Here is a 12,640-nt window from a genome sequence, read left to right as displayed (position 1 = left end):
CGATGTACCTGGCCACCACCGGCCGGCCTGACACGCCGCCCGCACCGGGAGCAGCACCCGGGGCGGCGCGGCGGGTCCCCGGCACCGTGATCGCGCTCGGAGCGGTCAGCCTCGTCACCGACATCTCCTCCGAGATGGTCACCGCCGTGCTGCCGCTCTACTTCGTCCTCGGACTTGGCCTGTCGCCCCTTCAGTTCGGCTTTCTCGACGGGCTGTTCAACGGCGTGACCGCCCTGGTGCGGCTCGCCGGCGGCCACGCCGCCGACCGGGGCGGCCGGCACAAACGCGTCGCCGGGGCCGGCTACGCGCTCTCCGCCTTCTCCCGGCTCGGTCTGCTGCTCGCGGGCGGCGCGACCGGAGGCATCGCGGCCGCGCTGGCCGCCGACCGGATCGGCAAGGGCATCAGGACGGCCCCCCGCGACGCGATGATCACACTCAGCGGTCCGCCCGAGACGCTGGGCCGGGCCTTCGGCGTCCACCGCGCCATGGACACGACGGGAGCGCTGCTCGGCCCGCTCGCCGCGTTCGGTCTGCTGTGGGCGACCGCGGACGCCTACGACGCGGTGTTCGTCGTCAGCTTCTGCATCGGGCTGCTGGGCGTGGTCCTGCTGGCCCTGCTGGTACCGGGGCACTTCACCCCACCCGCACCCACCCCGGCGAGCCCCGCCCGCGCCCGCCGTTCGGTGCTCGAGCCGCTGAGAAGTCCGGCCTTCCGCCGCATACTCGCCGCCGCCGCGCTGCTCGGCGCGGCGACCATCGGCGACGCGTTCGTCTACCTGCTGCTGCAACGCAGGCTGGACGTGGGCGTGGTCTGGTTCCCCCTGTTGCCGCTCGGCGCCGCGGCCGTCTACCTGCTGCTCGCCGTCCCGGCCGGCCGCCTCGCCGACCGCGTGGGCCGGCGGGTCCCGTTCCTGTGCGGGCACGGCGCCCTGCTCGCCGCCTACCTGCTGCTGCTCACGCCGATCAACGGCACGGCCCTCCTCACCCTCGTCCTGGTTCTCGTCGGCGCCTTCTACGCGACCACCGACGGCGTGCTCATGGCGCTCGCCGGACCCCTGCTGCCCGCCGCCCGGCGGGCGAGCGGCCTGGCGCTGCTCCAGACCGGCCAGGCGGTGGCCCGGCTGATCGCCGCCGCCGGATTCGGCGCGGCGTGGACGCTGTGGGGCCCGAGGCCCGCGCTCGCCGTGGCCGCGGCCGCGATGTTCACCGCCCTGGTACTCGCCCGGGCCGCTTTGCCCCGTACGGAACAGGAAAGGCAGTCGCCATGAAGCCACCCCCGTCCCCGTCCACGGCCGGTTCCCGCCGGCGGATCGGCGCGCTCGTGCTCGCCACGGTGGTGCTGGCGGGCGTCGCCGTCGGGTACACGGTGAACGCGTCCGGCCGCGGCGACCGACCGGCCGCCGCGGAGGAGACCTTCGAACTCGCCGGCCCCCGGCTGTACTTCCGCAGCACTCAGGAAGGGGACGGCCGCATAGCCCACCGGCCCGCGGCGGAGCAAGAACCGGACGCGCCCCGCACGACCGGCGGCCCCTCCTGCGACCGCTTCCACGCGGCGGGCGGCGCCGCCCTGTGTCTCCAGCGCCGCCCAGGCGTGCCGCCACGCGCCTACGCGGTCGTCCTCGACCGCCGGCTGCGCGAGACCCGCCGCATCGCGCTGCCCGGAATCCCCGACCGGGCACGGGTGTCGGCGTCCGGACGCATGCTGTCGTGGACGATGTTCGCCGTGGGGGACTCGTACGCCGGCTCGTCCTTCTCCACGCGTACCTCCATCCTCGACCTGCGCACCGGTTACCTGATCAAGAACATGGAACAGATTCCCCTCACCCTCGACGGCCGCCGCTACCACGCGCCGGACGTCAACTACTGGGGTGTCACCTTCGCCCGCGACGACAACCGCTTCTACGCGACCGTCTCGTCCAAGGGACGCACCCATCTCGTGGAGGGCGACATGCGCACCTGGTCGGCGCGGGCGCTGCGCGAGAACGTCGAATGTCCCTCGCTGTCACCGGACAACGGGCGGATCGCCTTCAAGAAGAAGACCGGCGGCGGCGACCGGGGCCGGCCGTGGCGACTCCACGTCCTCGACCTGAAGACCATGCGAGAGCATCCCCTGGCGGAGACCCGCGGCGTGGACGACCAGGCGGCGTGGCTCGACGACGGCACGATCGCGTATGCGCTGCCGCGGGAGGACGGGCGGGGCACCGACATCTGGACGGTCCCCGCCGACGGCACGGGCCGGCCCCGTCTGCACGTGGCACGGGCGTCCTCCCCGACGCCGGTGCGGTGACGGGCGCTGGGGCAACTCAAGCCCGTCCGGGGCCCTCCCGCCGCCAGGGGCGGGCCGGAAGCCGCGGGCAGCCGCCACGCCCCTACGCCCGGGCCAAAGCCCTGTGTACCGCCAGTCCGGCCATCGGCAGCAACAGCACCACGCCCACCGCGTTCAGCCACCCGTACCCCGCCTGCGCCACCACCAGGCCCGCCGCCGCGCCGCCCACGCCGGCCGCCGTGTTCATCGCAAGGTCGGACAGGCCCTGGACCGCCGCCCTCGTGGGCTGCGGGACGGACTCGGTGAGCAGCGTGGAACCGGAGACGAGTCCCGCCGACCAGCCGAGGCCGAGCAGGAACAGCCCCGCCGCGGTCTGTTTGTGGTTGCCGCCGGCGGTTCCGGCCAGCACCGCGGCCGCGCACAGCAGGCCCGCCGCCAGCCCGATCACCGCGAGCCGTCCGACGCGGTCGGCGAGCCGGCCCATCACCGGCGAGAAGGCGTACATGCCCGCGATGTGGCCGCTGATCACCAGGCCGATCAGCTCGATGCCGGCCCCGTGGTGGCCGAGCGCGACGGGGGTCATCGACATGATCGACACCATGGCGGTGTGCGACACGGCCACGGTCACCAGCGCCAGCCGCGCCATGGGGGACTCGCGCACGGCGAGCAGCCCCGCCTTCAGCGACCGGCCTTCGGGGGAGCGGTCGGCCGACGACATCGCCCGTGCCGTGAGCAGCGGGTCGGGACGCAGGAGGACGAGTACGAGGACGGCGGAGACGAGGAACACTCCCGCCGCCCAGAGGAACGGACCCGCGGCAGGCGGGATGCCGAGGCCCGACACGCTCCGGCCGGCCGGTGAGGCGATGTTGGGTCCGAGCACCGCTCCGATCGTCGTCGCCCATACGACGGTGGAGATGGCCCGGCCGCGCCGCTCGGGCTCCGCCAGGTCGGCGGCCGCGAACCGGGCCTGCAGATTGGCTGACGACGCGGCTCCGAAGCCCGCCATCCCGACCAGCAGGAGCGGGAAGTGGCCGAGGACCGCGGCGACCACGACCACTCCCGCGCCGAGCGCGCCGATGAGGTAGGCCAGCACCAGTCCGGGCCGGCGGCCCCGCGCGGTCATCAGGGCGGCCAACGGCACGGAAAGGAGCGCGGTGCCGGCGACGGTGGCGGTCGGGGCGAGCCCGGCCAGGGCCTCGGTGCCGCTGACCTCGTGGGCGAGCACCGTGGCCAGTGCGATACCGGTGGCGACCCCGAGCCCGCCGAGGATCTGGCTGGCGATCAGCACAGCGTTGATGCGCCTGCGTATCGCGGGCAGTTCCTCCGCCGCCACGGCGGTCTTGGAAGCCTCGGGTATGTCAGGAGCGTCGGGCGGCATGGTCACCGACGCAGTGTCTCAGAACGGATCGCGGGGCGGGCCTTCCCGTGAGATCCGGGAAGCAGCCCTTGTCAGGGGCCCTCCGCCCCCTCAGAACAGCGGCTGCGGCAGCACACCCTCAAGGGCCAGCAGCTGCCGCTTGGTCTCCAGCCCGCCGCCGAAGCCCCCGAGCCCGCCGTCCGTCTCGACCACCCGGTGGCACGGCACGACGACCGGCAGCGGGTTGGAGCCCATCGCCGCGCCCACCGCCTGTGCCGCGCCCGGCTGGCCGACGCGGGCCGCGAGCTCCCCGTATCCCACGACCGCGCCGTAACCCACGCCGGCCAGCAGTTCCCGCAGCACCTGCCGGTTGAAGCCGGCCGAGAGCGACCAGTCCAGCGGCAGGTCGAAGGTGCGCAGTGTGCCCGCGAAATAGGCCTGGAGCTGGCGTATCGGCTCGGCGAGCCGACCCGCCGGGTCCTCGACGGGCTCGGCCCCCAGGCGGTCCGCCAGCTGCGCGGGCATCCGGTCCCGTACCGCCGGCCCGGCGTGGAAGGCCACGCTCACCAGGCCCTCGTCGGTCGCGGCGAGGAGCAGTGGGCCGATGTCCGTGCCGGTCACGGCCCACTCGAAGGTCTTCATGCGACCACCGTACGGCGGGCCACTGACAGTCGGGCCCTGCACGGCCGGCCGTACGGTCACGGATGGCCGGGCGGCGTCGGTCAGCCGACGGCGTCCCGCACGATGTCGGGGTTGTTGGTGATGATCCCGTCCACGCCGAAGCCGGCCACGCGCGTGGCGGCCGCGGCATCGTTCACGGTCCAAGTGCTGACCCGCAGCCGCTTGCCGTGCGCGCCCTTGAGAGCGTGCACCGCGGCGACGTACTCGGCGCTGAGGGAGGCGTGCGGGGGGTTGATCTGGTCGGTGAACGCCGCGTACGAGGGCAGGTCGGCGACCGCCGGGGTGCCGAGGAAGCCGGTCGTGACGTCGGGGCGCTGCTGGTGCACCGCCCTGACGCTGTCCACGCCGAAGCTCTGGATGACGAGCCTGCTCCGCACGTGGCTCCGGTCGAGCCAGCCCTCCTGGCCCAGCACGCGCAGGGTGTCCCTCTCGATGCCGGGGTAGAGCTCCGGCTTCTTGATCTCCAGGAGCAGCTTCTGGTTGTTCTCGTCCACGCGTTCGAGGTACTGCTTCAGTGTTGGCACCCGGGCGCCCGCCCACTCGGCGCCGCGCCAGCTGCCCGCGTCCAGGGTGGCGATCTCCGCGGCGGTGAAGTCCTTCACCTTCCACGGCGCGCGGTCGGGGAAGCGCTGCTCCACGTCGGTGGTCCTCGCGAGTGAGTCGTCGTGCATGACGACGAGCTCCCCGTCCTCGGTGCGCTGGACGTCATTCTCGACCCAGGCGAAGCCCATCTCGTCGGCGAGGTCTATCGCCGCGAGGGTGTTCTCCGGTGCGTAGGCGGACGCGCCGCGGTGAGCGATCACCCGCGGAGTGTCCTCATGGCCGACGGCGGACTGCTCGGTTGCTGCCGCGGTGCCGGGCAGCACCAGCGCGGTGAGTCCCAGAGTCGTGGCGGCCAGTACAGCGACGGGGCGTGCGTACACGGATTCTTCCTCACGTCGTCGGATCACGGACGGGCCGAGAGTGGCATCTCCCGGCCAACGAGGCACAGGCGAAGTATGGCCACAAGGTGACCGGGCCCGCCCCCGGGCGGCCTTGGGCGTGGGGCCGAGTGGGCGGACGCGGTGCCCGGGTCGACAAATCTCTGTGAAGACGTCTGCCCGTACTTCCATGTGCGGTTCCGGGAGCCGTACGCTCGCCCAGAACCAGACGTTCCATCCAAGATCGCGGGGATCGTAGGGCGCCGGGGATCGCACGGGACGAAGGGTGCAGGGGATGCAGGGCACGGTGGACGGTTTCGGCTACGGCCTCGTCACCCCGGTGGCGGCCTACCTCATGGCATGCCTCGGAGGAGCACTGGGACTGCGCTGCACGACGAGGTCCGTCCGCGGGGAGGGATCGTTCCGGCCGGGCTGGCTGGCGCTCGGCGCGACGGCGATCGGCTCGGGCGTCTGGAGCATGCATTTCATCGCGATGATGGGCTTCACCGTCGAAGAGGCCCCCATCGGCTATGACAAGGCGACGACCTTCGCCAGCCTCGCCGTGGGCATCGTGATGGCGGGCGTCGGGATCTTCATCGTCGGCCAACGCGGCGCGACCCGGATGTCCCTCGTCACCGGCGGGACGATCACCGGACTCGGAGTGGCCTCCATGCACTACCTGGGCATGAACGGCATACGACTGCCGGGACGCATCGAGTACGACACCCTCACGGTCGCCCTGTCCGTCGTGGTCGCCGTCGTCGCGGCCACCGCGGCGCTCTGGGCAGCGGTGTCCGTCCACGGCTTCATGGTCAGCCTGGGCGCCAGCCTGCTCATGGGCCTCGCCGTGAGCGGAATGCACTACACCGGGATGGCCGCCGTGAACGTCCACGTCCACGAAGCGGTGGACGCCGCGGTCGCCGGCGACCCGCCGGCCGAACTCCTCGCCCCGATGCTCGTCGGCCCCGCCGTGTTCCTGCTGATCGCCGGCATCGCGGTCCTGTTCGACCCGCTTCTCGTGACCGGCGGGCCCGACCGGCCCGGGCGCGGCGACGGCCGGGCGCTGCGCCCCGACCTGCCCGCGCCGAGGGTCCGGCGGCCCCTCGCCCGGACCTCCGGACGGGGGCCCGGGCGGGACCCGTGGGGAGCGGACCGCCGCTGAGGCGGGCGGTCCGCCACCGTTCACGCCCCGACTGTCAGTGGGTGGTCGTACGGTTGTTGCATGCGGCCCGTTTCCAAGATCGAACGTACGGTGGCGCCTTTCGAGGTCGTCAGCCACTTCCAGCCCAGCGGCGACCAGCCGACGGCCATCGCCGAGCTGGAGCGGCGCATCCGTGCCGGTGAGAAGGATGTCGTCCTGCTCGGAGCGACGGGCACGGGCAAATCGGCGACCACTGCCTGGATGATCGAGAAGCTTCAGCGGCCCACCCTGGTCATGGCACCGAACAAGACCTTGGCCGCCCAGCTGGCGAACGAGTTCCGCGAGCTCCTGCCGAACAACGCGGTGGAGTACTTCGTCTCGTACTACGACTACTACCAGCCCGAGGCGTACGTCCCGCAGTCGGACACCTACATCGAGAAGGACTCCTCGATCAACGAGGAGGTCGAGCGGCTGCGCCACTCCGCGACCAATTCCCTCCTCACCCGGCGCGACGTCGTCGTGGTCGCCTCCGTCTCCTGCATCTACGGCCTCGGCACCCCGCAGGAGTACGTGGACCGGATGGTGCAGCTCAACGTCGGCGACGAGGTCGACCGCGACCAGCTGCTGCGCCGCTTCGTCGACATCCAGTACACCCGCAACGACGTGGCTTTCCAGCGCGGCACCTTCCGGGTGCGCGGCGACACCATCGAGATCTTCCCGGTCTACGAGGAGCTCGCTGTCCGGATCGAGATGTTCGGCGACGAGATCGAGGCGCTGTCCACGCTGCACCCGCTCACCGGCGAGATCCTCAGCGAGGACCGGTCGCTCTACGTGTTCCCCGCCAGCCACTACGTGGCGGGCCCCGAGCGTATGGAGAAGGCGGTCAACGGCATCGAGGCGGAGCTTGAACAGCGCCTCGCCGAGCTCGACAAGCAGGGCAAGCTGCTGGAGTCCCAGCGGCTGCGCATGCGGACCACGTACGACATCGAGATGATGCGCCAGATCGGCTCCTGCTCCGGCATCGAGAACTACTCGATGCACTTCGACGACCGCGAGCCCGGGTCCCCGCCGAACACCCTCCTCGACTACTTCCCCGAGGACTTCCTCCTCGTCATCGACGAGTCGCACGTCACGGTTCCGCAGATCGGCGCGATGTACGAGGGCGACGCGTCCCGTAAGCGCACACTCGTCGACCACGGCTTCCGGCTGCCGTCCGCCCTCGACAACCGCCCGCTGAAGTGGGAGGAGTTCACGGAGCGGATCGGCCAGACCGTGTATCTGTCGGCGACACCGGGCACCTACGAACTGTCCCGCGGCGACGGCTTCGTGGAGCAGATCATCCGCCCCACCGGGCTCATCGACCCGCAGGTCGTCGTCAAGCCCACCGAGGGCCAGATCGACGACCTCGTGCACGAGATCCGCGAGCGCACGGAGAAGGACGAGCGCGTCCTGGTCACCACACTCACCAAGAAGATGGCCGAGGACCTCACCGACTACTTCCTCGAGCTCGGCATCCAGGTCCGCTATCTGCACAGCGACGTCGACACGCTGCGCCGCGTCGAGCTGCTGCGGGAGCTGCGCTCCGGCGAGTACGACGTCCTGGTCGGCATCAACCTCCTGCGTGAGGGTCTCGACCTGCCGGAGGTGTCGCTGGTCGCGATCCTCGACGCCGACAAGGAGGGCTTCCTGCGCTCCGGCACCTCCCTGATCCAGACCATCGGCCGCGCGGCGCGCAACGTCTCCGGCCAGGTCCATATGTACGCGGACAAGATCACGCCGGCCATGGAGAAGGCCATCGAGGAGACCAACCGCCGCCGCGAGAAGCAGATCGCGTACAACACGGAGAAGGGCATCGACCCGCAGCCGCTCCGCAAGAAGATCAACGACATCGTCGCGACCATCGCGCGCGAGGAGATCGACACCGAGGAACTGCTGGGCACCGGCTACCGCCAGGCGAAGGCCGAAAAGCCGGGCAAGGCCGCCAAGGCGCCGGTCCCGTCCCTCGGTGCCGGAGCGGGCCGCAAGGGCGACATCCTCACGGACCGCCCCGCGGCCGAACTGGCCGGGATCATCGAAGAGATGACGGACCGGATGCGCGCGGCCGCCGCGGAGCTGCAGTTCGAGGTCGCCGCCCGACTGCGCGACGAGGTCGGCGAGTTGAAGAAGGAGCTGCGTCAGATGAAGGAGGCCGGGCTCGCCTGAGCCCGGTGGGCGGGATGTGACGGGCGCACACACCTGGTGTGTTGCAAGACCGACACAAAAACCGGCGACCTTGCCGCGCTGTCGGTGCGACTGCGTAGGGTGCTTGAACAACCGCACACATGGGCGGTGGCAATTCGCGAGAAGGGGACAGCGCGTGACGGTCAACATGACCAAGGGCCAGGCCATCAGCCTGCAGAAGAGTGACGGGGGCACCCTCACGGCGGTGCGGATGGGCCTCGGCTGGCAGGCAGCGCCCCGCCGCGGTCTGTTCGGCTCGCGCACCCGGGAGGTCGACCTGGACGCCTCCGCGGTGCTGTTCGCCGACAAGCAGCCGGTGGACGTGGTCTTCTTCCGCCACCTCGTCAGCGACGACGGCTCCGTCAAGCACACCGGTGACAACCTGGTCGGCGGCGCCGGTTCCGGCGGTGACGACGAGGCGATTCTCGTCGACCTGCAGCGGGTCCCGGTCCACATCGACCAGATCGTCTTCACGGTGAACTCGTTCACCGGCCAGACGTTCCAGGAGGTGCAGAACGCCTTCTGCCGCATCGTCGACGAGACCAACGGCCAGGAGTTGGCCCGGTACACCCTCGACGGCGGTGGCCAGTACACCGCGCAGATCATGGCGAAGGTGCACCGCGCCGGCGCCGGCTGGCAGATGACGGCCCTCGGCAACCCGGCCAACGGCCGTACGTTCCAGGACCTGATGCCCGCGATCCTGCCGCACCTGTAGGAACCGGCGGCATTCACCGTCGGACCGCAGCTCCCGGAGGCCCGGCCGCCGGGAGCTGCCCGCGTACCAACCGCAACAGCAGCGCACCGAGGGGACAGAGCGATGACGGCCGAGCTGGTCCGGGGGCAGAACCACCCCTTGCCCGACAGCCGACTTGAGATCCGCGTGTCGGCCGGCCATCCGGTCGTCGCCTGCGCCACCTGCTCCGACGAGCGGGGGGCCGCGCGCGAGGAGTGGGTGGCCCGTCCCGGCGCCACCGGCCTGCCCGGTGTCGAGGTGCCGGAACGCGCCGAGCGGTCCCCCCGGTTCGCCGTCGACCTGGACGCGGTGCCCGCGGAGGTGCACCAGGTCAACGTGCTGCTCGCGCTCCCCGTGGGCACGGGCGGCCCCGACCGCTTCGGAGTCACCGCCGCGCCCTTCGTGGCGGTCATGGCCAAGGACGGCTCCGAGCTGGCCAGTTTCACCATCACCGGCCTGGACACCGAGACCGCGCTCGTCGCCGTCGAGCTGTATCGCCGTCAGGGTGCGTGGAAGGTCCGCGCGGTGGGCCAGGGATACGCGGGCGGGCTCGCCCAGCTGCTGGCGGACCAGGGCATGGCCCAGGCCGACCGGACGGCGGCGGCCATACAGGAGACCGCCGCGCCACGCGCGCACCGCGCGGAGCCGGCCCGGCTGCACACGGCCGCCGACGCCGCGGGAGCGGCGTCCGGCCCGGACCAGCCGTCCCCCGCGGACGCCACGCTCACCGGCGGCCTCACCGCCCCCCAGCCCGCCGCCGACTCCGCTCCACCGCAGGTACCCACGCCCGACGCCCCGCAGATGCCCGGCGGCCCCATCAACTACGCCCATCCGCGCAGGCAGTCGGCGCCGCCCCCGCCGGCCCCCGCGGCGCAGCCCGGGGAGCCCGGCCGGCCGCCCGCCCCGGTGGCGGGCGACGCGAGCGGCTGGTCCATGGAGGAGCGGCTCTACAACCAGGTCTGGGGCATGTTCGAGGACCTCGCCCGGGCCGTCGCGGCGTACCGCAGCGCCGTCGAGTTCGCCGAGTCCCGGATGGACAAGGAGCTCGACAGCGTCCTGTCCGACCCGCGCAGCCGCATCGGCAGCACCGGGGACGCCGCGAGGGCCGCCGCACGGGCCAAGTGCGAGCAGCTGACCGACCAGGCCCGCCAGGTCCTCGACCGTGACCTCGCCCAGCTGGCCGCGGAGTCCGCGGTCGTCGAGCCCGCGCTGCCGCCCGCGTTCGCCCGCTGGGACAACCCCTGCTGGCACGCCTACCGCGTCCCCATGGAGATTCCGATGGCGCTGCGCCTCGGCGATCTCCATCTGCCGGAGAGCCCCGAGCTGCGGATCCCGTGCCTGGTGCGGCTGCCGCTGGAGCGCGGCCTGTGGGTGGACAGCGGCCGCTCGAGCTCGGACGCCGCGATGGCGCTGGACGAGGCGCAGCTGCGCCGGCTCGCGCTCGACTCGGCGGTCGCGCTCGCGGCCCGGCTGCTCGCCGTGTACCCGCCCGGCGAGTTCACCGTCCATGCCATCGACCCGGCCGGCTCGGCCGCCGCCTCACTGGCGCCGCTGGTCGACTCCGGGGCCCTCGCCGGTCCGCCGGCCGCGGGCGCTCAGGGCGTGGGCGCCGTGCTCGCCAAGCTCACTGAGCGGGTCGACCTGGTGACGATGGCGGTGCGGGGCGGGGCAGCCGACTCGCTCCCCCCTGGCCTCGACACCGGCGAGCAACTGCTGATCGTCAACGACTTCCCGCACGGTTTCGACGACCGGGCGGTCACCCAGCTTCGTTATCTGGCCGACGAGGGCCCGGCCGTCGGCGTCCATCTGATGATGGTCGCGGACCGGGAGGACGCCACGGCCTACGGTCCGGTCCTCGATCCGCTGTGGCGCTCGCTGCTGCGCGTCACACCGGTCCCCGACGACCACCTCGCCGACCCGTGGGTGCGGCACGCGTGGACGTACGAGCCGCTGACCGTGCCGGACGGCAGTGACGTGCTGCGGCAGGTGCTGACCCGCGTGACGGAGGCCCGGAGGTCCTGGAACCGCTGACCGTGCGGCGGGCTGCGCCGCCGACCTGGTGACTTGACCCTTCCTTTGCCTCGGCCTTTACCTTTCCTTGGCCTTTCATGTACGGTTCTTTACGCGGAGGGGAGTACTCCCGACTCGCGGCGTGCCCGTCAATACGGACCGACAGAGAGGTCCCGGGGCGCCGGCCTGTGGCGCACGGCCCGGGTGGAGGAGACCTCCGGCAGCGACGACGCTGATCAGTAGCCGTACGACGCCGGAGGCGCAGTGGACGTTTCAATGACCATCTGGGTGCTGACCATTCTCGGTCTCAGCGCCCTCATCGCGGTCGACTTCTTCATCGGGCGCAAGCCCCACGACGTGTCGATCAAGGAAGCCGGCATCTGGACCGTGGTCTGGATCGTGCTGGCCGCACTCTTCGGTCTCGGCCTGCTGTTCGCCGGTGAGAGCCAGGCGTCGGGCGAGTTCTTGGCGGGCTTCATCACCGAGAAGTCGCTGAGTGTCGACAACCTCTTCGTCTTCGTCCTGATCATGGCGAAGTTCGCGGTGCCGTCGCATCTTCAGCAGCGGGTGCTGCTGATCGGTGTGCTCATCGCCCTGGTGCTGCGAGCCATCTTCATCGCGGCCGGTGCGGCGATCATCGCCAGCTTCTCCTGGGTCTTCTACATCTTCGGCGCGTTCCTGATCTACACCGCCTGGAAGCTCATCCAGGAGGCGCGGTCGGACGAGGAAGAGGAGGAGTTCGAGGAGAACAGGCTCCTCAAGTCGATCGAGCACCGCTTCGGCGTCGCCGACAAGTACCACGGCACCAAGCTCTTCATCCGTAACAACGGGAAGCGCGTCCTGACGCCGCTGATGGTCGTCATGCTCGCCATCGGCACCACCGATGTGCTCTTCGCGCTGGACTCCATCCCCGCGATCTTCGGTCTGACCCAGGACCCGTACATCGTGTTCACGGCCAACGCCTTCGCCCTGATGGGTCTGCGGCAGCTGTACTTCCTCATCGGCGGACTGCTCAGGAAGCTGGTCCACCTCAGCTACGGCCTGTCGGTGATCCTCGGATTCATCGGCGTGAAGCTGGTGCTGCACGCTCTGCACGAGAGCGGTGTGCACGTCCCCGAGATCTCCATCCCGGTCTCGCTGGCGGTCATCTGCGGAGTGCTCGTCATCACGACCATCACCAGCCTGATCGCCTCCAAGAAGCAGGCCGAGCGGGAGGCGGCGGAGGACGTGAAGAAGGACAGCGTCGAGGCCTGACGGACCGCGTGGCACCGCGGCACGCGGAGCACGCACCGGCGGGTGCGGACGGAAGCAC

The 12,640-nt window shown here is 71.5% G+C and carries 10 protein-coding genes; 7 read left to right on the top strand and 3 right to left on the bottom strand.

The features are described from left to right. Positions 1-2: 2 nt before the first annotated feature. Both ACWGH4_RS07990 and ACWGH4_RS07985 read left to right on the top strand, forming a co-directional pair. Positions 3-1,268: an MFS transporter gene (locus tag ACWGH4_RS07990; RefSeq protein WP_453457135.1), complete on the top strand. Its 1,266-nt coding sequence runs from the start codon at positions 3-5 to the stop codon at positions 1,266-1,268. Next, positions 1,265-2,287, top strand: coding sequence for a TolB family protein (locus ACWGH4_RS07985; protein WP_453457132.1), 1,023 nt, complete (start codon positions 1,265-1,267; stop codon positions 2,285-2,287). Before ACWGH4_RS07990 ends, ACWGH4_RS07985 begins: the two co-directional genes overlap by 4 nt. 82 nt (positions 2,288-2,369) lie before the next feature. On the opposite strand, the gene ACWGH4_RS07980 is transcribed toward ACWGH4_RS07985, so the two are convergent. From ACWGH4_RS07980 to ACWGH4_RS07970, 3 genes are all read right to left on the bottom strand, one after another. Continuing rightward, positions 2,370-3,644, bottom strand: coding sequence for an MFS transporter (locus ACWGH4_RS07980; protein ID WP_453457179.1), 1,275 nt, complete (start codon positions 3,642-3,644; stop codon positions 2,370-2,372). A gap of 90 nt (positions 3,645-3,734) precedes the next feature. Then, entirely contained in the window at positions 3,735-4,265 is a 531-nt protein-coding gene (locus ACWGH4_RS07975; protein ID WP_441264402.1) for a methylated-DNA--[protein]-cysteine S-methyltransferase, read from the bottom strand. 80 nt (positions 4,266-4,345) lie between these two features. Beyond that, positions 4,346-5,227, bottom strand: coding sequence for a glycerophosphodiester phosphodiesterase (locus ACWGH4_RS07970; RefSeq protein WP_453457129.1), 882 nt, complete (start codon positions 5,225-5,227; stop codon positions 4,346-4,348). A 292-nt stretch (positions 5,228-5,519) separates the two neighbouring features. Here ACWGH4_RS07970 and ACWGH4_RS07965 point away from each other — a divergent pair, with 292 nt between their 5' ends. The 5 genes from ACWGH4_RS07965 (at position 5,520) to ACWGH4_RS07945 (ending at position 12,582) form a co-directional block, all read left to right on the top strand. Then, on the top strand, positions 5,520-6,386 hold the full coding sequence (locus ACWGH4_RS07965; RefSeq protein WP_453457126.1) for an MHYT domain-containing protein: 867 nt from the start codon (positions 5,520-5,522) through the stop codon (positions 6,384-6,386). A gap of 60 nt (positions 6,387-6,446) precedes the next feature. Continuing rightward, positions 6,447-8,567, top strand: a complete 2,121-nt coding sequence (gene uvrB, locus ACWGH4_RS07960) for an excinuclease ABC subunit UvrB (RefSeq protein WP_453457122.1) — start codon at positions 6,447-6,449, stop codon at positions 8,565-8,567. Positions 8,568-8,721: 154 nt separating this feature from the next. Then, a complete protein-coding gene (locus ACWGH4_RS07955; protein WP_005318943.1) occupies positions 8,722-9,300 on the top strand; it encodes a TerD family protein in 579 nt (192 codons plus the stop codon). 102 nt (positions 9,301-9,402) lie between these two features. Beyond that, positions 9,403-11,349, top strand: a complete 1,947-nt coding sequence (locus tag ACWGH4_RS07950) for a TerD family protein (protein WP_453457119.1) — start codon at positions 9,403-9,405, stop codon at positions 11,347-11,349. 243 nt (positions 11,350-11,592) lie between these two features. Next, positions 11,593-12,582, top strand: a complete 990-nt coding sequence (locus ACWGH4_RS07945) for a TerC/Alx family metal homeostasis membrane protein (protein WP_453457116.1) — start codon at positions 11,593-11,595, stop codon at positions 12,580-12,582. Positions 12,583-12,640: the final 58 nt, after the last annotated feature.

The organism is Streptomyces sp. NPDC054847 (assembly GCF_053610925.1).
This window is presented reverse-complemented; position numbering and strand designations above follow the sequence as displayed.

Bases quoted from the DNA above. Each gene is read 5' to 3' on its own strand.
- ACWGH4_RS07990 (WP_453457135.1), top strand. From the start codon at position 3: ATGTACCTGGCCACCACCGGCCGGCCTGACACGCCGCCCGCACCGGGA.
- ACWGH4_RS07985 (WP_453457132.1), top strand. From the start codon at position 1,265: ATGAAGCCACCCCCGTCCCCGTCCACGGCCGGTTCCCGCCGGCGGATC.
- ACWGH4_RS07980 (WP_453457179.1), bottom strand. From the start codon at position 3,644: ATGCCGCCCGACGCTCCTGACATACCCGAGGCTTCCAAGACCGCCGTG.
- ACWGH4_RS07975 (WP_441264402.1), bottom strand. From the start codon at position 4,265: ATGAAGACCTTCGAGTGGGCCGTGACCGGCACGGACATCGGCCCACTG.
- ACWGH4_RS07965 (WP_453457126.1), top strand. From the start codon at position 5,520: ATGCAGGGCACGGTGGACGGTTTCGGCTACGGCCTCGTCACCCCGGTG.
- uvrB (WP_453457122.1), top strand. From the start codon at position 6,447: ATGCGGCCCGTTTCCAAGATCGAACGTACGGTGGCGCCTTTCGAGGTC.
- ACWGH4_RS07950 (WP_453457119.1), top strand. From the start codon at position 9,403: ATGACGGCCGAGCTGGTCCGGGGGCAGAACCACCCCTTGCCCGACAGC.